Genomic DNA, 20730 nt, shown 5'->3' on the forward strand with positions numbered 1-20730 from the left:
GCTCTGACGGTCCTTACCGCCGCGTTGCTGGTGCCCACCATGCTGGTGGCGCCCGCGCACTCCGCGCCGACCCCGCCGGCCGACGGGAAGGGCGGGCCGGCCAAGGCTCCCGCGGCGCCCGCACCGCCCGCGTCGATGTCCACGGTCGGCGGATCCCTGCTCGGTCAGCCCGGGACGCAGGTGAACCTGCTGCCCGGCGCGCCCGCCCTCCCGACCACCCTCACCGGCCGGTCGTGGATCGTGGCGGACGCCGAGTCCGGCGAGGTCCTGGCGGCGTACAACGCGCACTGGCGGCTGCCCCCCGCCTCCACGATGAAGATGCTCTTCGCGGACACCCTGCTGCCGGGCCTGCCCAAGGAGCAGGTCCACAAGGTCACCGACCAGGACATGGACGGCGTGGGCCCGGGCAGCAGCCTGGTCGGCGTCAAGGAGGACCACGAGTACTCCGTCCACGACCTGTGGCTGGGGGTGTTCCTGCGGTCGGGGAACGACGCCGTGCACGTACTTTCGGCCATGAACGGCGGCGTCGAGAAGACCGTCAAGGACATGCAGGCGCACGCGGAGGAGCTCCAGGCGCTGGACACCCACGTGGTGTCGCCCGACGGGTACGACGCCCCGGAGCAGGTGTCGAGCGCGTACGACCTCACGCTGATCGCCCGCTCCGGACTGCAGAAGCAGGACTTCCGGGAGTACTGCGGCACGGCGAGCGCGAAGTTCCCCGGACTGCAGGAGCCGGGGAAGCCGCGGGACTACTTCGAGATCCAGAACACCAACCGGCTGATGACGGGCGCGGGCGGGATCTCCCCGTACAAGGGCATCGCCGGGGTGAAGAACGGCAACACGACCATGGCGGGCTCCACCTTCACGGGCGCGGCGCAGCAGGGCTCCCGGAAGCTGCTGGTCACCGTGATGAACCCGGGCGCGGGCGGCGCGAACTCGGTCTACGAGGAGACGGCCGCACTCTTCGACTGGGGCTTCGCCGCGGCCGGGAAGGTCAAGCCGGTGGGTGAGCTGGTGCCGCCGAAGAGCGCGGACACCTCCCCCCACGGCTCGCCCGCCCAGTCGCACGAGAACAACGCGTCGGGAGACGGCCTGGGTCCGGCCGGCGGTGTGGGCACCGCGCTGGGCGTCGCGGGCGGTGCGCTCGCGGTCCTGGCGGGCGGCGCCTTCGTGGTCAACCGCCGCTGGCCCCGCGGCCGGCGCAGCCGGGGCCACGACGAGGAGCTCGTCTAGACACCCCCGGGTCGTGGACCCCCGCCACCCGCTCGGGCGGCGGGGGTCCACGACCGGACGCTCAGGCGGCCGGGCCGATCGGTCCCGTGCATCGTGCACGGAACCTCGCGGACGGCCTACCCCCCTCGTGCGGCCGAGCCCTGGGTTCACTCGAACGGGTCCTTCGGAGGTCTCACCTGCGGGGTTCGCGCACCTCACCGCCCGCCGGCCGGCTCCTGTTCCGCCGCGGCCGGGGGCTCCCCGTCGCCGTCGTCGCCCCCCTCGCCGTCACCGCCGCCGTCGCCGTCCTCGCGCGTGGCCGTCCAGGAGGAGACGTACAGCAGCAGCTTCGCCATGAAGTTGATCCAGAGCAGCAGGGCGATCGGCACGCCGAAGGCGCCGTACACGCTCTTCGCGGCGACCTCGCGCATGTAGCCGCTGAGGAGCAGCTTCAGCAGCTCGAAGCCGGCCGCGCCGATCAGCGCCGCCTCGATCAGCCGGCGCCTCGGCGGTTCGACGCCGGGGAGCAGGGTCAGCAGGTAGAGCAGCACCAGGAAGGCGGCGACCACGCCGACGAGGAAGGCGAAGGCGCGCAGCAGCGCGCCGCCCGGGCCCTCGCGCGGGATGCCCAGCCAGTCGGCGGTCTTCCCGACCGCGCTGGACCCGAGGATCGAGGCCGCCGCGGAGACCAGGCCGACGGCGCCGAGACCGAGCAGGACGAGCCCGTCCTTGCCCTTGCGGACGATGGGGTTCCCCTCGTCCTCGTCGTCCTTCTCCCACACCGCGCGCAGGCAGTCCCGCATCGAACCCACCCAGCCGATGCCGGTGAAGAGGAGGAGGGCGCCGGCGACGAGGCCGATCGTGGCGGCGTTCGCGACGAGCCCCCCGATGTCGAGCTGGTCGGAGATGCCGGGGACCTGTTCGGCGAAGTTCTTCTCCAGCGTGTCCAGCTGCTCGTCGCTGAGCAGCGCCGCCCCGACCGCGGCGGCCACGGCGATCAGCGGGAAGAGCGCGAGGAAGCTGATGAAGGTGATCGCGGCGGCGAGCCGGGTCCAGTGCACGCGGTCGAGGCGTTCGTAGGAGCGCCACGCGTGCGTCTTCATCAGACGGTCCGCCAGCGGCCCGACCACCGGGAGTTTCGTCAGCCAGTCCATGGGGTCACCGTAAATGAGGCGCCGGAAATAGCCGGGATTGTCGCTTTCAGGGACTACGGTCGTCGATTGTGACTTTTCGCCCAGCGCCCTCGACGGGGCGCCCGTTCCACACCCTGGTCCTTCGGAGGCTGAGGTTCCGTGCCCGGCGCACCGCCCGGCTGACCCTGCGCCCGCTCCGTCAGGAAGGCCGTACGGTCGCCCCGGCCGCCTCGGCGGTCTGGTCCGCGGGCGAACCCGGCTGCGCCGGAACGCCTATGGGCCCACTCCCGAACGGGTACTCGCGCAGCTTGCGCCAGACCCCGTCGGAGCCCTGCTCGTAGAGGGCGAACCCGGCGCAGACCCACTCGGCGGCGTACTCGGCCAGTGTCGTGAACGCCAGGTCCATCGCCTCTTCGGAGATGCCGTGGGCGACGGTGACGTGCGGGTGGTACGGGAAGGCCAGCTCGCGGCTGAGCGGCCCGGAGGGGTCGCGGACCTCGCCCTGGAGCCGGGTGCAGCCCGCGGCACCCTCGACGATCTGGACGAAGACGACCGGCGAGACGGGCCGGAAGGTGCCCGTCCCCTCCAGTCGCATCGGGAAGGCGCGGAAGGCGGCCGCCACCGCGGTCAGGTGGGCCCGGATCGCCGGGAGCCGGTCCGCCTCCACCTCGGTCGGCGGTACGAGGGTGACGTGCGTGGGGATGCCGTGCGCGGCAACGTCCCCGAAGCCCGCGCGCAGCTCCTGGAGCTGGCTGCCGTACGGCTCCGGGACCGCGATCGAAACGCCGAGCGTTACGGTCCCCACGTATCTCTCCTCCGCTTGTCCCTGTGGACTCCTGCCGCCCCAGTGTGCGGCCAGGACCCCTCTTCGTGCCAGAGCCGACTTTCCGTAGGTGCGTTCGTCAGTGCTTGGCGGGCAGCAGACCCAGCCGGTCGTACGCCTGCGCGAGGGTCTCCGCGGCCACCGCGCGGGCCTTCTCCGCGCCCTTGGCCAGGATGGAGTCCAGCGTCTCGGGGTCGTCCAGGTACTCCTGGGTGCGCTGCTTGAAGGGTGTGACGAAATCGACCATCACACCGGCCAGGTCCGTCTTGAGCGCGCCGTAGCCCTTGCCCGCGTACTTCTCCTCCAGGGCGGGGATCGACTCGCCCGTGAGGGTGGAGTAGATCGTGAGCAGGTTGCTGACGCCGGGCTTCTTCTCGGTGTCGAACCGGATCTCGGCCTCGGTGTCGGTGACCGCGCTCTTGATCTTCTTCTCGGTGACCTTGGCCTCGTCGAGGAGGTTGATCAGGCCCTTGGGGGACGACGCCGACTTCGACATCTTGATCGCCGGGTCCTGGAGGTCGTAGATCTTCGCGACCTCCTTGACGATGTGCGCCGCCGGGAGGGTGAAGGTCTGGCCGAAGCGGCCGTTGAAACGCTCGGCCAGGTCGCGGGTCAGCTCGATGTGCTGGCGCTGGTCCTCGCCGACCGGGACGGCGTCCGCCTGGTAGAGCAGGATGTCGGCGACCTGGAGGATCGGGTACGTGAAGAGGCCGACGCTGGCGCTGTTGACGCCGCCCTTGGCGGACTTGTCCTTGAACTGCGTCATCCGGCTGGCCTCGCCGAAGCCGGTGATGCAGTTCATCACCCAGCCGAGCTGCGCGTGCTCGGGGACGTGGCTCTGGATGAAGAGCGTGCAGCGCTCCGGGTCCAGACCGGCGGCGAGCAGCTGCGCGGCGGAGAGGCGGGTGTTCGCGCGCAGGTCCTTCGGATCCTGGGGCATGGTGATCGCGTGCAGGTCGACGACCATGTAGAACGCGTCGTGCGTCTCCTGGAGGGCGACGTACTGGCGGATGGCTCCGAGGTAGTTCCCGAGGTGGAACGAACCGGAGGTGGGCTGGATGCCGGAGAGCGCGCGAGGACGATCAGAAGCCATGGCCCCATTCTCTCAGGTGCGGAGCGGGCTCACGCCCGCCCTCGGCCGGTTCCTTGCGCCGCGCGGTGCCCTTCGGGCGCTGCCGACCCCCGCGCCTCGAACGCCGGCGTTCGAGGCGCGGGGGTCGGGGGGCGGCGCCCCCGGCAGCGGCGGCGCAGGTCAGGACAGCGGCAGGCCCGGGGCCGGGAAGGCGGCCATCAGGTCGCCCACCTCCGCACGGATCACGGCCAGGGCCGGCTCGTCGCCCTTGGCCGCGGCGTCCACCGCCCGGGCGATCCAGTCCGCGACCACCGGCATGTGCTCCGTGGTCAGCCCCCGCGACGTCAGCGACGGCGTACCGATCCGCACCCCCGAGGGGTCGAACGGCTTGCGCGGGTCGAACGGCACCGTGTTGTAGTTCACGACGATCCCCGCCCGGTCCAGCGCCTTGGCCGCGACCTTGCCCGGCACCTCCTTGCCCGTCAGGTCGATCAGGATCAGGTGGTTGTCCGTACCGCCCGACACCAGGTCGAAGCCCCGCTCCAGCAGTGCCGCGGCCAGCGCCTTGGCGTTGGCCACGACCGCGTGCGCGTACCGGACGAAGGACGGCTGCGCCGCCTCGTGCAGCGCCACCGCGATGCCGGCCGTCGTCTGGTTGTGCGGACCGCCCTGCAGGCCCGGGAAGACGGCCTTGTCGATCGCCTTCGCGTGCTCCTCGCGGCACATCAGCATCGCGCCGCGCGGTCCGCGCAGGGTCTTGTGGGTCGTGGTGGAGATGACGTCCACGTGGTCCGCCGGGGACGGGTGCGCGCCGCCCGCGATCAGGCCGGCGATGTGGGCGACGTCCGCGACCAGGACCGAGCCCGCCTCGCGCGCGATCTCCGCGAAGGCGGCGAAGTCGATGGTCCTCGGCAGGGCCGTGCCACCGCAGAAGATCACCTTGGGCCGCTCGGCGAGGGCCAGCTCGCGCACGGCGTCGTAGTCGATCAGGCCCGTGTCGGCGCGGACGCCGTACTGCACGCCCCGGAACCACGAGCCCGTCGCCGAGACGCCCCATCCGTGCGTCAGGTGGCCGCCCATCGGCAGCGCCATGCCCATGACCGTGTCGCCGGGCTTCGCGAAGGCCAGGTACACGGCCAGGTTGGCCGGGGAGCCGGAGTACGGCTGCACGTTGGCGTGGTCCACGCCGAACAGGCCCTTGGCGCGCTCGATCGCCAGCGCCTCGACCCGGTCGATGTTCTGCTGGCCCTCGTAGTAGCGGCGGCCGGGGTAGCCCTCGCTGTACTTGTTCTGCAGCACGGTGCCGGAGGCTTCGAGGACGGCCGCGGACACGTAGTTCTCGCTGGGGATCAGGCGCAGGGTCTCCGCCTGGAGGACTTCCTCCGCGGCGACGTAGGACGCCAGTTCGGGATCGGTCGCGGAAAGGGCGGGATGGCGGCTCGCGGACACGGCGGGCTCCTCCGGGGTCGATGTGATCGGTACCCCGCGAGGCCCAGGCGAGCGGCCCTGTATGCGGTCGAGCGCGCACGACTCCCCCGGAGTTGGTTCTCCGTACGCCAGTCGCCGTGCGTACCGACACCCTAGATGAGCGGGTCCGCAGCGTCGCCCGCGGGGCCGCCGCCAACCCGCTCGCCCGGCGGGCGCGCCGCGGAACAGGTTTCTGCGTCCGGGATACGAGCGACGATAAGAAGGTGACGCCACCCTCGTCACCGCTTCACCGGCCAGACGGACGATCGGAGACCCCGTGTCGACAACAGCTGATGCCATCCGCTCCGCCGACGCGCACAGCGCGCACAACTACCACCCGCTGCCCGTCGTCGTCGCGTCCGCGGAAGGCGCGTGGATGACCGATGTGGAAGGCCGCAGATACCTCGACATGCTCGCCGGGTACTCCGCGCTCAACTTCGGTCACGGCAACCGCCGTCTGATCGACGCCGCGCACGCCCAGCTGGAGCGGGTCACGCTCACCTCGCGCGCCTTCCACCACGACCGTTTCGCCGACTTCTGCACCGAACTCGCCGCGCTGTGCGGCAAGGAGATGGTGCTGCCCATGAACACGGGTGCGGAGGCGGTGGAGACGGCGGTGAAGACCGCCCGCAAGTGGGGCTACGAGGTCAAGGGCGTCCCGGACGGCCACGCCAAGATCGTGGTGGCCGCCGACAACTTCCACGGGCGGACCACGACCGTCGTCTCCTTCTCGACGGACCACGACGCCCGCGACCACTTCGGCCCGTACACGCCCGGCTTCGAGATCGTCCCGTACGGAGACCTCACCGCGCTGTCCCACGCCGTCACGGAGAACACCGTGGCCGTGCTGCTGGAGCCGATCCAGGGCGAGGCGGGGGTGCTGGTGCCGCCCGCCGGATACCTGAGCGGCGTACGGGAACTGACCCGCGAACGCAACGTGCTCTTCATGGCCGACGAGATCCAGTCGGGCCTCGGCCGGACCGGGAAGACCTTCGCCTGCGAGCACGAGGGGGTCGTCCCCGACGTCTACATCCTCGGCAAGGCGCTCGGCGGCGGGGTCGTGCCGGTGTCGGCGGTCGTCGCCGACCGGGACGTGCTGGGGGTGTTCGGGCCCGGCCAGCACGGGTCCACCTTCGGCGGGAACCCGCTCGCCTGCGCCGTCGCGCTGGAGGTGATCGCCATGCTGCGGACCGGCGAGCACCAGCAGCGGGCCACCGAACTGGGCGACCACCTCCACCGCGAGCTGAACCTGCTCGTCGGCGGGGGCGCCGTGACCGCGGTGCGCGGCCGCGGCCTGTGGGCGGGCGTCGACATCGACCCCTCCCGCGGTACGGGCCGGGAGATCTCCGAGAAGCTGATGGAGCTCGGGGTGCTCGTGAAGGACACCCACGGCTCGACGATCCGGATCGCCCCGCCGCTGGTGATCACCAAGGAGGACCTGGACTGGGGCCTGGACCAGCTCCGCTCGGTGCTCGGCGCGTAGGACGAGCCGGGCACACACCCCTCAGAGGATGACGTGGGGCAGGAAGCGGGCGTACTCGTCCGTGACCGGCCCCGCCGATTCGCGGATCCCGAGCCCCGCCGCCTCGTCCTCGACGACCCACGCGCCGAGCACCACGCGGTTGCCGTCGAAGTCGGGCAGCGGGGCCAGCCCCTGGAAGCAGTACCGCTCCCCCGGCTCGGGTACGAACGGCTCCCCGTCCGGGCCCGGCCCGTGCAGGGTGACGCCGGCGCCCTCACGGCCGAGGAGGGGCTTGGCCACGTAGCCGGCCGACCCGGGCTCCGCCAGCTCGCGCGGGCCGTCGAGGTAGGCGGGCAGCAGGTTCGGGTGCTCCGGGAACAGCTCCCACAGGATCGCGAGCAGCGCCTTGTTGGAGAGCAGCATCTTCCACAGCGGCTCGATCCAGCAGGTGGTGCCGGAGCCGCCGCCGTGGTCGTAGGTGCCGAGGACCTGCGGGCCGAACTCGTCCGTGGCCAGCCACTCCCACGGGTAGAGCTTGAAGCAGCTGCGGATGAAGCGGAGCTTTTCGTCGACGAACCGGCCGGACAGGCTGTCCCAGCCGATCTGCTCCACGGACAGGGCGTGGGTCTCCAGGCCGGCCTGGTCCGCGGTCTCCTGGAGGTAGGCGACCGTCATCAGGTCCTCGCCGAGCTCGTCGGTCTCGGAGTGCGCGAAGTGCAGCGGGCCGGGCGCCAGCAGCTCCGCCTGGCGGCGCCAGGCGTCGACGAGGCGCTCGTGGAGGGAGTTCCACTGGTCGGCGCCGGGGAAGCGCTCCTCCATCCAGAACCACTGCGGGCTGGCCGCCTCCACCAGGGAGGTCGGGGTGTCCGCGTTGTACTCCAGCATCTTGGCCGGGCTGCCGCTGCCGTCGTAGCGCAGGTCGAAACGGCCGTAGAGGGAGGGCTGTTCGGCGCGGCGGCGCCAGGACTCGGTGATCAGCGCGGCGAGCCGCGGATCGGTGATGCCGAGGTCGGCGAAGCGGTCGTGCTCGACGATGTGCGCGGCGGCGGCCAGGCACATGGCGTGCAGTTCCTCGACGACGTTCTCCAGGGCCTCGATCTCCGGGAGGGAGAAGGAGTAGTAGGCGCTCTCGTCCCAGTAGGGGCGCAGCGAGTCGTCGGGGTAGCGGGTGAGGGGGTAGATCAGCCCCTGCTCCTCGACCGTCTTCTGCCAGCCGGGACGTGGCTCGATGGTGTGCCGCTGCATCGTGTGATCAGCCGCCGCTGGAGCTGGAGTGGCCGCCGATGCCGCCGCGGGTGACGGCGGACTTGTCGAAGCTGCCGCCGGTGACCTTGCCGTTGCTGACGCGGCCGCCGTAGTAGTACGCGCCGGTTCCGCCGGTCTTGCACTCCTTGCTGTTCAAGTGGTCCAGCGTGGAGCGGGACGCGCAACGGCGGTCCGGCTCGTCGCTGCTGCCGCAGGCCACGAGGGTGGCCGCGAGCAGGCCCATGCCTCCGAGGGCGACGGCGCCTGAGCGCATCCGGCGCTGGTTGGTGCTGCTGCTGTCCATGTCTGCTGCTCCCCCTGGGGCCTGGCGTGCTCCCGACAGACTAGAGCGGGGCCCCCGGCCGATGGAATCCGGCCGCCGTGAGATCCGTGACCTAAAGTCAGTTCGTGCTGATTGGGATGATTTGCTCGCTGGGTGCGGCGGTGTGCTTCGGCACGGCGTCCGTTCTGCAGGCCGTCGCGACGCGGGCGGTGGAGCCCGGCAGCGGCTCCGGGGTGGACGCGGCGCTGTTCCTGCGGGCCGCGCGGCAGTGGCGCTACGTGCTGGGCCTCGTCCTGGACGCGGCCGGATTCGTACTGCAGATCATCGCGTTGCGGCACGTGCCGATCTACGTGGTCGGGGCCGCGCTGGCCGCCAGTCTGGCGGTGACGGCCGTGGTCGCGTCGAGGCTGATGGCGGTACGGCTGTCCACGGCGGAGTGGTGCGCGGTGGGCGTGGTGTGCGCGGGGCTGCTGATGCTGGGGCTGTCCGCGGGGGAGGAGGGCGCCGGGACGGGTTCGCTCGCGCTGAAGCTGGGGCTGCTGGGCGTGGCGGTGCTGGTGCTGCTGGTCGGGGCGGTCGCGGGCGGGCTGCCGGACGGGCCGCGCGCCCTGGTCCTCGGCCTGGGGTCGGGCACGGGCTTCGGGGTGGTGGAGGTCTCGGTGCGGCTCATCGACTCGGTGTGGGACTTCGCCAACCCGGCCCTGTACGCGCTGCTGCTGGGCGGGGCGGCCGGCTTCCTGCTCCTGACCTCGGCGCTGGCGCGCGGCTCGGTGACGGTCGCGACGGCCGGCCTGGTGCTCGGCGAGACGATCGGCCCGGCACTGGTGGGCGTGGTCTGGCTCGGCGACCGCACCCGGGAGGGCCTGACGTGGCTGGCGGTGACGGGCTTCGCGGTGGCCGTGGCCGGCTCCCTGGCCCTCTCCCGCTTCGGCGAACCGAAGTCGCCGCCGGGGCCGCACTCCGGCCCCGCCGGCGTTTGAGGCGCGGGGGTCCGGGGGCGGAGCCCCCGCAACGGTGCGCCCACCGCCTCCCCCGGCGGAGCCGTCACGGCAGCGAGGCGGCCAGCGCCGCGAGGGTCGGGGCCCACGCGCTGTCCGACGGCGTGCCGTAGCCGACGACCAGCGCGTCCCGCGGCGCGACATCGGCCTGCGGGTGGCGGAAGGCGGAGAGGCCGTGCAGGGCCAGGTCCTGCCAGGCCGCCGACTGCAGCACCGACCGTTCCGTGCCCGCCGGGAGGTCCAGCACCGCGTGCAGGCCCGCCGCGATCCCCGAGACCCCCACCACCCGGCCGGCCACCGCCGCCACCAGCTCGTCCCGCCGCCGCCGGTAGCGCAGCCGCATCCCGCGCACGTGCCGGTCGTACGCCCCGGATTCGATGAACTCCGCCAGCGTGAGCTGGTCCGGCGCGCTGGAGGTCCAGTCCGTGTGCCCCTTCGCCGCGGTGACCTCCTCCAGCAGGCCCGGCGGGAGCACCATCCAGCCGATCCGCAGCCCCGGGGCGAGGGACTTGCTGGCCGTGCCGAGGTACACCACCCGGTCCGGGTCCAGGCCCTGCAGGGCACCCACCGGCTGCCGGTCGTAGCGGAACTCGCCGTCGTAGTCGTCCTCCAGGATCAGCCCGCCGGTGGTCCGGGCCCAGTCGACCGCGGCCGCACGGCGGGCCGGGGTCAGGGCCGCGCCCGTCGGGAACTGGTGGGCCGGGGTCAGCAGGACCGCACCCGCAGCCGCGGTCAGCTCCCCCGTACGGGCCCCCTCGCCGTCCACCCCGAGCGGTGTGGTCCGCAGCCCCGCCCCCACCAGCACGTCCCGGTGGAAGTCCAGGCCGTACCCCTCGACGGCGACCTCCCGAACCCGCCGCGCCCGCAGCACCGCCGCGAGCAGCTTCAGCCCGTGCAGGAAGCCCGCGCACAGCACGATCCGGTCCGGGTCCGCGTAGACCCCGCGCGCCCGCGCCAGGTAGCCCGCCAGCGCCTGCCGCAGCTCGACGCGGCCGCGGCCGTCGGTCGCGTAGCCGAAGGCCTCGTTCGGGGCGGCGGTCAGCGCCCGCCGGGCCGCCGACAGCCAGGCCGCGCGCGGGAAACCGCCCAGGTCCGGGGTGCCGGGGATGAGGCTGTACGCGGGCCCGCCGCGCGCGGGGCGGCGTACGGGGGCGGCCGCCGCGGCCCGGCGCGGGCGGGCCCGTTCGGCGACCCGGGTGCCGGAGCCCTGCCGGGCCGTGAGCCAGCCCTCCGCGACGAGCTCGGCGTACGCCTCGGCGACCGTGTTCCGTGCGATGCCCAGGTCGGCCGCGAGGGTCCGGGAGGACGGCAGCCGGGTGCCGGCCGCCAGCCGCCCGCTGCGCGCGGCCTCCCGCAGCGCCTCGGTGAGCCCGGCCCGAAGACCGCGCCCGGCGGAGAGGTCCAGATGCAGGTCGGCTCCGAAAGTGGCCCAAGGATCCGTCATGGATATGGACCATATCGGCGGGCCGCCTCGCTCCTAGTGTGGATCACATGACGACCACCGCAGAGAACCGCCGGACCCACTCGCACGCCCACGACCACGCCCCCGAGCACACACCGCGCATGCACATGGCGAAGCTCGCCCCCGAGGTCTACAAGGCCGTCCTGGCCCTGGAACTCGCCGCCCGCAAGGGCCTGGAGCCGTCCCTGGTCGAGCTCGTCAAGATCCGGGCCTCCCAGGTCAACCACTGCGCCTTCTGCCTCGACATGCACACCAAGGACGCGATCGCCGCCGGTGAGAGCGTCGAGCGGATCGTGCAGCTGGGCGCCTGGGAGGAGTCGCGGCACTTCTACACGGAGAAGGAGCTCGCCGCGATCGAGTTCACCGAGGCGGTCACGGTGCTGACGGACGGCTTCGTGCCCGACGAGGTGTACGCGAAGGCCGCGGCGCACTTCGAAGAGCGCGAGCTGGCCCAGCTGATCGCCGTCATCGCGACGATCAACGTGTGGAACCGCATCGGTGTCACCACCCGCATGGTGCCGGGCCACTACACGCCGGGCATGTACAAGAGCTGACCCGACCCGGGCCGGGCCCACCCGACCCGGGCCGGGCCCACCCGGGCCGGGCCGGGCCCACCCGGGCCGGGCCGGGCCCACCCGGGCCGGGCCGGGCCGGCCCGTCAGCCGGTCGGCCGGAACGCCGCCAGCGCCGCAGCGTGGTGGTCCTGCGTGACCTGCCACTCGGCGACGGGACCCGCCGTCAACAGCGCCCACTTGGTGCCGTCCGCCGCGAGGAAGACCCGTTCGACGCCGCGCCGCACCCCGCGCGACTCCTCGCTGTCGTACTGGTAGACGAGCTCCGCCGCATTCGGGCTGCCTGACACCGGGCCGACGCTGATCTCCTCGTACCCCCGGGTGCCGCCCCGCAGGTAGGTGGAGGCCTGCTTGACCGCCTGGAGCGGGCTCAGCTCCGGCTCCGACACCCGGAACACCTGGATCAGCGCGCTCCGGTCGGCCGAGCGGTAGAAGACGCCCTCCTTGAGCTCCTCGCGCGCCCAGCCCGCCGGGACGGCGATGGTGAAGCCCGCCGCGTCCTGCTTCGTCTCGTGGGCTCCCGCGCCGGGCCCGGTGCCGGTGCCGGTGGGGCTCGGGGTGGGCGTCCGGGTCGGTCCGGAACCGGTGGAAGGGGCGCCGGTGGCGGTGGACGGGCCGCCGCCGGACCCCGTCGGCGCGCCCGAGGTCACCGTCCCGTTCTTCTCCCCCGCGCGGTCCGCGTCGCCGGTGTCCCGGGCCACGAACCACACGGCGGCCGCGCCGATCGCGACGGAGGCGACCGCGATGCCCGCCGTCGCCGGGGTCAGCCAGCGGCCGCGCGGCCTGTCGGCGGCCCCGTGGCCGGGCTGCGGCGGCACGGGCGGCGGCCCGTACGGGGGCGTGGGCGCGGTCGGCGGCTGCGGCGGAAGCGGCGGCAGGCCCTGGACGCCACCCGGCGGGGGTCCGGCCTGGGCCCCGGTCTGGGGCCCGGCCGGGGCCTGGTCGACCACCCAGCGCTGCGCCTGCGCGTCCCAGCGGCGCGGGCCCGACGGCGGCTGCGGCGGAGCCACGATCAGCCCCCCAGCGCGCCGAGCAGGCTGCCCAGGGCAGCGGCCGCGCTCACCGACTCCACCAGCGGGGCCCACCGCTCCAGCGCCCCGCGCAGCCGGGTGACCAGGCCGGGCCGGATCTCCTCGGTGTCCTCCAGCTGCTCGGCGACCCCGTCCAGTTCGGCGTCGAGCGCGCTCCGGTCGGCGCCCCGCGGCGCCTCCCGGACGAGGGCCTGGCGCAGGGCGAGCACCGCCTCCAGCAGTTCGGCCGCGCCGGGCGCGTCCGCCCCCGTACCGCCCTGGTGGACGGTGTTGGTGTTGCCGGAACCGCCGATGCTGAACGCGCTGCCGTGGACGCTGCCGATCCGCACGGCGGGCTCCTGCGCGCCCCCGTCACCTGTTGCCATGGCTCCCCCTGTGTGTGCTGTTGTGGTTCCCGCTGCCGCCGAAGCTGGCCGCGCTGTCGTGCATCGACCCGATGTACGTCCCGCCGGCGCCGACGTAGACGTCGGCGCGCCGCGCGAACGCCTCGGTGTGCCAGCCGGCTTCGTCCAGGACCACGGTAATGCCGGCGACGATCCGGTCCTGAATGGTCTTCAGATACCGGTCGAGGTCCATGAGGTGGAACAGCGATCCGTTGTCCTGCGCGGCGAGTTCGCGCACCGACGCCCGCGGCCCCTCCGGGCGGGCCCCGCCGTTGCCGGCGGTGGCGATCCGCCACCAGCTCGCGATGCCGCGGCCCAGGGTGACGAGGGCGGCCGTGAAGGAGGCGGGCGTGTGCCGCAGGGCCCAGACGGCCTTGCCGAACCGGCTGTTGTTCAGGTAGCGGTGGGCGTCCGCGTCGGCGTTGTGGAAGGCGACGTGCACGGGCAGCAGCACGTGCGGCGCCACCTCCACCATCATCATCCCGCCCTGGGTGTGGACCCGTACGAACACGGTGACGACGAGGTTCTCGTCCCAGCCGCCGACCCGGACGCGCAGGAAGTACCGGCGGCGCTCGCCGCCCTCCTCCACGGCGGCGGCCCGGTGCGCCTCGAAGTCGGCCCGCAGGTGGGGTCCTTCGTCGCGGTGGTCCAGCCCTCCGCCCGGCAGGAACACACAGCTGTCGACGACCAGCTCGCGCATGCGGTCCAGTACGGCGGCCTCGGCCTGCGGGGACCCGTGCTGCGACGGCACCCGCAGCCGCTCCAGCAGCGGCACGATCCGCTCCACGATGCGGGCGTTGGTGAGCGGCTCCGGTTCGCGTCCGGCTTCGAGGTCCTCGCGGGCGCGCAGCTCGAAGGACACCTGCCAGGGGCGGTACGCCTCACCGGCCCCGACGAACGGGTCGTTGATGTCGTACATGATCATCGGCGCGTGCTGCTCGTGCAGGATGCGCTGCCGCACGCGGGCGAACCGTACGCCCTGCTCCGCTTCCGCCGGGTCGGCGGAACGGTGGGCGTACCGGTCGCGGTTGAGGTCGGTGGCGATGGTCCGGGCGACGTGGCCGCGCTGGAGTCCGACGACGGTGACGACCGCGGCGAAGACCGCCGGGATCCATCCGAGGACGAAGCCGGCCGCCGGGCCGCCGATGCCCTGGGAGAAGAGCAGCGCGCCGAGGCCGATGGGGCCTTCGTCCTCGTCGCCGAAGGCACCGAGGAGGGCCAGCCAGATCCCGAGGACGAGGACCACGATGACGGCGAGGTTCCACCAGGCGTAGATCCGCACGACGAGGGCCAGCAGGCGCGGCAGCAGCCCGGACCGGGCCCTGAGCCAGCCGGCGAGGCTCAGCAGCAGGAACGGGAAGAGCACCACCACGAGGGCGCCCCCGGTGAGGAGGGACCCCGCGAACCAGGCGCCGAGTATGCCGACCGCCCAGCCGAGTTCGGCGCGACGGGCGCGCAGGGCGTGGGCGAGGACGCGCGAGGCGTCGAAGCCGTAGGAGGGCGCGACGATGCGCTCCTCGTGGACGTACAGCTCCTCGATGACGCGGTCGCGGTACCCGGCGTCGAGGTAGGTGCCCGCACACAGGAAGCGGCCGGCCTCGCTGACCGCCGGGTCGACGGGGGGACGGCCGGTGCGGGGGTCGTCCTGCGGGGCGCCGGTGTGCTGGCGGGGAATCGGGCTCTCGGTCACCGACCGACCTTAGATTTCCCTTACAACTTGCGACAGGCGGAATCACGCCAAAGCGCCCCGGCCAGTGGGGGCCGGGGCGCTTCGGTACGTGCTTTTCGCCGAGGTGGCGGAGGTGTCCGCGCTCCTCGGTGAGGAGCGACGGATCAGATCAGGCCGAGCTCGCGGACCGCGTCGCGCTCCTCCGACAGCTCCTGGACGGAGGCGTCGATGCGGGTGCGGGAGAACTCGTTGACGTCCAGGCCCTGGACGATCTCGTACTTGCCGTCCTTGCAGGTGACGGGGAAGGAGGAGATCAGACCCTCCGGGACGCCGTAGGAGCCGTCCGACGGGATGCCCATCGAGGTCCAGTCGCCCTCGGCGGTGCCGTTGACCCAGGTGTGCACGTGGTCGATGGCGGCGTTGGCGGCCGAGGCGGCCGAGGACGCACCACGGGCCTCGATGATCGCGGCGCCGCGCTTGGCGACGGTCGGGATGAAGGTGTCGGCGAGCCACACCTGGTCGTTCACGACCTCGGCGGCGTTCTTGCCGGCGATCTCCGCGTGGAAGATGTCCGGGTACTGGGTCGCCGAGTGGTTGCCCCAGATCGTCAGGCGCTTGATGTCGGAGACGGCGGCACCGGTCTTGGCGGCCAGCTGCGAGATCGCGCGGTTGTGGTCCAGGCGGGTCATCGCGGTGAAGCGCTCGGCCGGTACGTCCGGGGCGGCGGCCTGCGCGATGAGCGCGTTGGTGTTGGCCGGGTTGCCCACGACGAGGACCTTGATGTCGTCCGCGGCGTGCGCGTTGATGGCCTGGCCCTGCGGCTTGAAGATGCCGCCGTTGGCGGCGAGCAGGTCGCCGCGCTCCATGCCCTTGGTGCGCGGGCGGGCGCCCACGAGCAGCGCGACGTTGGCACCCTCGAAGCCCTTGTTCGGGTCGTCGAAGATGTCGATGCCGGCGAGCAGCGGGAAGGCGCAGTCGTCGAGCTCCATGGCGGTGCCCTCGGCGGCCTTCATGCCCTGGGGGATCTCCAGGAGGCGGAGCTTGACCGGCACGTCGGCGCCGAGCAGGTGACCGGACGCGATACGGAAGAGCAGCGCGTAGCCGATCTGGCCGGCGGCGCCGGTGACGGTGACATTCACAGGAGTGCGGGTCATGGCCTTCTCCGTTAGACAGCTGGCGGTGGGGCGTCCCTGCCCCATGTGCTGGAGGACGCCGCTCCCCTGTAAATCTTGACGTGAAGAGACATCCGCGGTCAGGCTATCCGACCCGGGCGCGGCCCAACCCCCGGGTCCCTGTGGTGCGTGGCACACGTACTCCGGCGTTTCGAAGGCGAAGCCGGTCCCCGGGCCTCTGTTCGACGACTCGGCACCGTGTGTTCAGCGCACGGTGAAGCGGACCGCGCTCTCCAGGAACGGGATATCCAGCAGGGGCTTGGGCTCCATCACCAGGGCCAGCAGCGTGATCGCCACGCCCAGCATCCCGTAGGTGATCATGTCCGTGAAGCGGGAGCGCACCGCGAGCATCCCCACCGAGGGGAGCACGCGCCGCAGCACCGACGCCGCGATCAGGGCCACACCGATCACCAGGCAGCCGAACCGGGCCTGCCCGAGCGCCGTCGTCAGCAGCCCCACCGCGGTCGCGGCGAGCACGCTGAGCATCGGCCACTGGCGCGCGGGCGTGGACACGGCTCCCGGGACGGCGCGGCCGCTGCCCTCGGGGCGGGCCGTGTCCCGCGTGATGGACGGGAAGCGGCGGGACTTGGCCGCGCCGCTCCCGTTCACCTGCTCGGCACCCGGTTCAGCCCGCACGGCCGGTCCGCTCCGCCGCCTCGACGACGTTGACGAGCAGCTGGGCGCGGGTCATCGGGCCGACACCGCCCGGGTTCGGCGAGATCCACGCCGCGACCTCGGCGACACCGGGGTGCACGTCGCCGACGATCTTCCCGGCCTCGTCGCGGCTGACGCCCACGTCGAGCACGGCCGCGCCCGGCTTCACGTCCTCGGGCTTGACCAGGTGCGGGACGCCGGCCGCGGCGACGATGATGTCCGCCTGGCGCAGCAGCCCGGAGAGGTCGCGCGTACCGGTGTGGCACAGCGTCACGGTGGCGTTCTCGGACTTGCGGGTCAGCAGCAGGCCGATGGACCGCCCGACGGTGATCCCGCGGCCCAGGACGACGACGTGCGCCCCGTTGATCTCGACGTCGTGGTGGCGCAGCAGTTCGACGATCCCGTACGGGGTGCAGGGCAGCGGGCCCGGCTCGTTCAGCACGAGCCGGCCCAGGGAGGTGGGGTGCAGGCCGTCGGCGTCCTTCAGCGGGTCCATCAGCTCCAGGACCCGGTTGGTGTCGATGCCCTTGGGGAGCGGGAGTTGGACGATGTAGCCCGTGCACTGCGGGTTGGCGTTGAGCTCCCGCACGACCTCCTCGATGTCCTCCTGGGAGGCCGTCGCGGGCAGTTCGCGCTGGATGGAGGCGATGCCGACCTCGGCGCAGTCCTTGTGCTTGCCGTTGACGTACCAGCGGCTGCCCGGATCGTCGCCGACCAGCAGGGTGCCGAGGCCGGGGGTGATGCCCCGGGCCTTCAGGGCCGCCACACGGGCGGTCAGTTCGGACTTGATCGCGGCGGCGGTGGCCTTGCCATCGAGAATCTGGGCGGTCATGCCCCCATCCTCCCGGATGAGGTGGCCATGGTTCCAGTCAAGGCGCTCGCAGGACCTCAGGGTTCATTGCACTTGCACAACAAGTGACCGTCCGTATGCCAACCGGCTGGACAAGGCCTCGCCGGTCGGACCACGATGAAACGACTGAGTGCCGCGGGCAGTGCCGGGGGGCGGACCGCACCGTGCAGGATTCCTCCGCGCTCATTGCCGTGCGTCCCCGCACTTCCACGGAGGAACACCCCAGATGAGTTTCGGCGACCCGCACAATCCGTACGGACAGCAGCCGGCGCAGGGCCAGCCCGGTTACGGCTACCCGCAGCAGGCCCCGCAGGGCATCCCGCCGCAGGGCGGCTACGCCTACCCGCAGCAGGCCCCGCAGGGCTACCCCGGCGGCCCCGCCGGCTACCCGGGCGGTCCGGGCGGCTACCCGGGTGCCCACATGGAGATGCCCGGCGGTGCGAAGGCCGCCCGCGTCATCCTCTTCGTCGTCGGCGCCCTGCAGGTTTTGGGCGGCCTGTTCTTCATCATCGGCGGCGCCGTGTTCGCCGCGGCGCTCTCCGACTCCGGCACCGGCTACTCGGACTCCTCGGCGGAGGACGCCGGCGCCATCGCCGGGACGGCGGGCGTCGTCGTGGGCCTCCTCTTCATCGCCTTCGCCCTGTGGCCCATCCTGACCGCGGCCAAGCTGGCCAAGGGGCGCGGCGGAGTGCGCGTCTCCGGCATCATCTACGGCTCGCTCCAGACCCTCTTCGCCGCTCTCGGCGTACTGGTGTACCTGGTCGCGCTCGGTGCGAGCGAGCACAACGCGGCCGGCGCCACCTTCATCGCCGTGCTGCCGTCCCTGGTCTCCCTCGCCCTCGGCCTCACGGTCGTCATCGGCCTCGCGAAGGCGGGCGACTACTTCCGGCGCCCCCAGTACTGAACCTCTGCCGTCCGCACACGGCGAAGGCCGCGACCCGCAGTGCGGGTCGCGGCCTTCGCCGTGTCGGGGGGGGAGCCGGACTCAGTGGAAGAAGTGCCGGGTGCCGGTGAAGTACATCGTCACGCCGGCCTTCCGCGCGGCCTCGACGACCTGCTCGTCACGGACCGAACCGCCGGGCTGGACGACGGCCTTGATGCCCGCGGCCGTCAGGATCTCCAGCCCGTCCGGGAAGGGGAAGAAGGCGTCGGACGCGGCGTACGAGCCCTGCGCGCGCTCGGTGCCGGCCCGCTCGACGGCGAGCTTCGCCGAGTCGACGCGGTTGACCTGGCCCATGCCGACGCCGACCGAGGCGCCGTCCTTGGCGAGCAGGATCGCGTTCGACTTGACGGCCCGGCAGGCCCGCCACGCGAAGGCCAGCTCGGCGAGCTCGGCCGGGGACAGGGCGTCGCCGGTGGCCAGGGTCCAGTTGGCCGGGTCGTCGCCCTCGGCCTGGAAGAGGTCCGACTGCTGCAGCAGCGCGCCGCCGGAGACCGGCTTCAGGTCGCCCGGCTGGTGCGGGGTCCCGTCGACCTTCAGGACGCGGATGTTCTTCTTCTTGGCCAGGATCTCGACCGCGCCGTCCTCGTAGCCGGGGGCGGCGATGACCTCGGTGAAGATCTCCGCCACCTGCTCGGCGAGCTCGACGGTCACCGGACGGTTGACGGCGATGACGCCGCCGAACGCCGACAGCGGGTCACAGGCGTGCGCCTTGCGGTGGGCTGCGGCGACGTCCGCACCCACGGCGATGCCGCACGGGTTGGCGTGCTTGATGATCGCGACGCACGGCTCTTCGTGGTCGTAGGCGGCGCGGCGCGCGGCCTCGGTGTCCACGTAGTTGTTGAAGGACATCTCCTTGCCGTGCAGCTGCTCGGCGTTGGCGAGCCCGCCCGGCTGCCCGTCCGTGTAGAGGGCGGCGGCCTGGTGCGGGTTCTCGCCGTAGCGCAGGGTGGACTTGCGCTCCCAGGCGCCGGCGAGGAACTCGGGCAGCGCGCCCTCCTCGCCCTCCGGGGCGTACGCGTTCGTGAACCAGGAGGCGACGGCCACGTCGTAGGCGGCGGTGTGCTGGAAGGCCTCGGCCGCCAGCCGCTTGCGCGCGGTGAGGTCGAAGCCGCCGCCCTGGGCCGCGGCGATGACGTCGGCGTAGCGCGCGGGGCTGGTGACCACGGAGACCGACGGGTGGTTCTTGGCGGCGGCGCGGACCATCGAGGGCCCGCCGATGTCGATCTGCTCGACGCACTCGTCGGGAGTGGCACCCGACCGGACGGTGGCCTGGAACGGGTACAGGTTGACGACGACGAGGTCGAAGGGCTCGACGCCCAGCTCGGCGAGCTGGTTGCGGTGGTCCTCCAGGCGCAGGTCGGCGAGGATGCCGGCGTGCACGCGCGGGTGCAGGGTCTTGACCCGGCCGTCCAGGCACTCGGGGAAGCCGGTCAGCTCCTCCACCTTGGTGACGGGCACCCCGGCGGCGGCGATCTTCGAGGCGGTGGAGCCGGTGGAGACGAGCGCGACGCCCGCCCCGTGCAGGCCGCGGGCCAGCTCTTCCAGTCCCGTCTTGTCGTAGACGCTGATGAGCGCACGCCGGATCGGCCGCCGGGTCGTGGTCGGGTCGTTGCTCGCTGCGGTGTCTGCGGCGGTCACTGGATTGTTACCTTTCGTCCCTCAATGCGGTAGCCGTGCCGGGCCAGGCGCCCCACGACATCGACGAGCAGCTTTCGCTCGACTTCCTTGATGCGCTCGTGAAGAGCGGCTTCGTCGTCCTCGTCCCGGACCTCGACCACACCCTGGGCGATGATCGGACCGGTGTCCACGCCGCTGTCCACGAAGTGGACCGTGCAGCCGGTGACCTTCGCGCCGTAGGCGAGCGCGTCCCGTACGCCGTGGGCTCCGGGGAAGGCGGGGAGGAGGGCGGGGTGGGTGTTGACGAACCGGCCGCCGAAGCGGTCGATGAACTCCTTGCCCACGATCTTCATGAAACCGGCCGACACGACGAGGTCGGGCGCGTACGCGTCGGTCGCCGCGGTGAGGGCGGCGTCCCACTCGACGCGGCTCCCGTAGTCCTTCACCGGGCAGACGAAGGTGGGGATCCCGGCCTTCTCCGCCCGCTCCAGGCCGGCGATGTTCGCGCGGTCGGCTCCCACGGCGACGACTTCGGCGCCGAAGCCCTCGGATCCGCCGGGGTGGGCGTCGATGGCGTCGAGCAGGGCCTGGAGGTTGGTGCCGGACCCTGAGACCAGCACGACCAGGCGGGAGGCGGCCATGGGAGGCCCTTTCTCGCGGAATTGCGGTGTTCGTCTTTGTG

At 72.6% G+C, this 20730-nt stretch carries 20 protein-coding genes and 1 riboswitch; of the genes, 5 read left to right on the top strand and 15 right to left on the bottom strand.

Going from position 1 to position 20730, the window contains the following annotated elements; genetic code table 11:
• Positions 1-39: 39 nt before the first annotated feature.
• Positions 40-1233 (top strand): D-alanyl-D-alanine carboxypeptidase family protein, encoded by a 1194-nt coding sequence (locus tag IG86_RS38550; RefSeq protein ID WP_078658825.1) that lies wholly within the window; start codon positions 40-42, stop codon positions 1231-1233.
• Between the two features lie 194 nt (positions 1234-1427).
• On the opposite strand, the gene IG86_RS0109405 is transcribed toward IG86_RS38550, so the two are convergent.
• From IG86_RS0109405 to IG86_RS0109420, 4 genes are all read right to left on the bottom strand, one after another.
• Positions 1428-2366, bottom strand: coding sequence for a YihY/virulence factor BrkB family protein (locus IG86_RS0109405; RefSeq protein ID WP_030896211.1), 939 nt, complete (start codon positions 2364-2366; stop codon positions 1428-1430).
• Positions 2367-2544: 178 nt separating this feature from the next.
• Positions 2545-3150 carry a 2'-5' RNA ligase family protein gene (locus tag IG86_RS0109410; RefSeq protein ID WP_030822734.1) on the bottom strand — a complete coding sequence of 202 codons (606 nt, stop codon included), beginning with the start codon at positions 3148-3150 and terminating at the stop codon, positions 2545-2547.
• 97 nt (positions 3151-3247) lie between these two features.
• The gene (trpS, locus tag IG86_RS0109415) at positions 3248-4261 is read right to left on the bottom strand and encodes a tryptophan--tRNA ligase (protein WP_030896214.1); all 1014 of its coding nucleotides are present in this window, start codon (positions 4259-4261) and stop codon (positions 3248-3250) included.
• A 159-nt stretch (positions 4262-4420) separates the two neighbouring features.
• Positions 4421-5689, bottom strand: a complete 1269-nt coding sequence (locus tag IG86_RS0109420; protein ID WP_030896217.1) for a serine hydroxymethyltransferase — start codon at positions 5687-5689, stop codon at positions 4421-4423.
• 34 nt (positions 5690-5723) lie between these two features.
• Positions 5724-5814, bottom strand: a riboswitch (ZMP/ZTP riboswitch).
• Between the two features lie 170 nt (positions 5815-5984).
• On the opposite strand from IG86_RS0109420, the gene rocD reads away from it, so the two are divergent.
• On the top strand, positions 5985-7190 hold the full coding sequence (gene rocD / locus IG86_RS0109425) for an ornithine--oxo-acid transaminase (protein ID WP_030822724.1): 1206 nt from the start codon (positions 5985-5987) through the stop codon (positions 7188-7190).
• Between the two features lie 21 nt (positions 7191-7211).
• Here the strand turns inward: rocD and IG86_RS0109430 are convergent, their stop codons facing one another.
• Together IG86_RS0109430 and IG86_RS0109435 are read right to left on the bottom strand one after the other, a co-directional pair.
• On the bottom strand, positions 7212-8414 hold the full coding sequence (locus IG86_RS0109430; RefSeq protein ID WP_030822721.1) for a glutathionylspermidine synthase family protein: 1203 nt from the start codon (positions 8412-8414) through the stop codon (positions 7212-7214).
• A gap of 7 nt (positions 8415-8421) precedes the next feature.
• Positions 8422-8718, bottom strand: coding sequence for a hypothetical protein (locus IG86_RS0109435; RefSeq protein WP_030659419.1), 297 nt, complete (start codon positions 8716-8718; stop codon positions 8422-8424).
• 104 nt (positions 8719-8822) lie between these two features.
• On the opposite strand from IG86_RS0109435, the gene IG86_RS0109440 reads away from it, so the two are divergent.
• A complete protein-coding gene (locus tag IG86_RS0109440; RefSeq protein WP_030896219.1) occupies positions 8823-9677 on the top strand; it encodes a DMT family protein in 855 nt (284 codons plus the stop codon).
• Between the two features lie 64 nt (positions 9678-9741).
• On the opposite strand, the gene pdxR is transcribed toward IG86_RS0109440, so the two are convergent.
• Positions 9742-11139 carry a MocR-like pyridoxine biosynthesis transcription factor PdxR gene (gene pdxR, locus IG86_RS0109445; RefSeq protein ID WP_030896222.1) on the bottom strand — a complete coding sequence of 466 codons (1398 nt, stop codon included), beginning with the start codon at positions 11137-11139 and terminating at the stop codon, positions 9742-9744.
• 47 nt (positions 11140-11186) lie between these two features.
• Between pdxR and IG86_RS0109450 the strand changes: the two genes are divergently transcribed.
• On the top strand, positions 11187-11711 hold the full coding sequence (locus IG86_RS0109450; RefSeq protein WP_030822711.1) for a carboxymuconolactone decarboxylase family protein: 525 nt from the start codon (positions 11187-11189) through the stop codon (positions 11709-11711).
• 104 nt (positions 11712-11815) lie between these two features.
• On the opposite strand, the gene IG86_RS45010 is transcribed toward IG86_RS0109450, so the two are convergent.
• From IG86_RS45010 to IG86_RS0109480, 6 genes are all read right to left on the bottom strand, one after another.
• The gene (locus tag IG86_RS45010; protein WP_051785063.1) at positions 11816-12739 is read right to left on the bottom strand and encodes a hypothetical protein; all 924 of its coding nucleotides are present in this window, start codon (positions 12737-12739) and stop codon (positions 11816-11818) included.
• Between the two features lie 2 nt (positions 12740-12741).
• Positions 12742-13125, bottom strand: a complete 384-nt coding sequence (locus tag IG86_RS0109460; RefSeq protein WP_030822705.1) for a hypothetical protein — start codon at positions 13123-13125, stop codon at positions 12742-12744.
• Complete coding sequence (locus tag IG86_RS0109465; RefSeq protein WP_078848112.1) at positions 13112-14833, bottom strand: hypothetical protein; 1722 nt, start codon at positions 14831-14833, stop codon at positions 13112-13114. Before IG86_RS0109465 ends, IG86_RS0109460 begins: the two co-directional genes overlap by 14 nt.
• Before the next feature lie 143 nt (positions 14834-14976).
• Positions 14977-15966: a malate dehydrogenase gene (locus IG86_RS0109470; RefSeq protein ID WP_030659435.1), complete on the bottom strand. Its 990-nt coding sequence runs from the start codon at positions 15964-15966 to the stop codon at positions 14977-14979.
• A gap of 222 nt (positions 15967-16188) precedes the next feature.
• Positions 16189-16620, bottom strand: coding sequence for a DUF3017 domain-containing protein (locus IG86_RS0109475; RefSeq protein ID WP_045936367.1), 432 nt, complete (start codon positions 16618-16620; stop codon positions 16189-16191).
• Positions 16610-17470 carry a bifunctional methylenetetrahydrofolate dehydrogenase/methenyltetrahydrofolate cyclohydrolase gene (locus IG86_RS0109480; RefSeq protein WP_030659440.1) on the bottom strand — a complete coding sequence of 287 codons (861 nt, stop codon included), beginning with the start codon at positions 17468-17470 and terminating at the stop codon, positions 16610-16612. Before IG86_RS0109480 ends, IG86_RS0109475 begins: the two co-directional genes overlap by 11 nt.
• A 244-nt stretch (positions 17471-17714) precedes the next feature.
• Here IG86_RS0109480 and IG86_RS0109485 point away from each other — a divergent pair, with 244 nt between their 5' ends.
• Positions 17715-18392, top strand: a complete 678-nt coding sequence (locus tag IG86_RS0109485; protein WP_030822697.1) for a hypothetical protein — start codon at positions 17715-17717, stop codon at positions 18390-18392.
• Positions 18393-18473: 81 nt separating this feature from the next.
• Here the strand turns inward: IG86_RS0109485 and purH are convergent, their stop codons facing one another.
• Positions 18474-20069, bottom strand: a complete 1596-nt coding sequence (gene purH, locus IG86_RS0109490; protein WP_030896228.1) for a bifunctional phosphoribosylaminoimidazolecarboxamide formyltransferase/IMP cyclohydrolase — start codon at positions 20067-20069, stop codon at positions 18474-18476.
• The gene (gene purN, locus IG86_RS0109495; RefSeq protein ID WP_030822691.1) at positions 20066-20689 is read right to left on the bottom strand and encodes a phosphoribosylglycinamide formyltransferase; all 624 of its coding nucleotides are present in this window, start codon (positions 20687-20689) and stop codon (positions 20066-20068) included. Before purN ends, purH begins: the two co-directional genes overlap by 4 nt.
• Positions 20690-20730: the final 41 nt, after the last annotated feature.

It is taken from the genome of Streptomyces virginiae, from assembly GCF_000720455.1.
Taxonomy (GTDB): domain Bacteria; phylum Actinomycetota; class Actinomycetes; order Streptomycetales; family Streptomycetaceae; genus Streptomyces; species Streptomyces virginiae.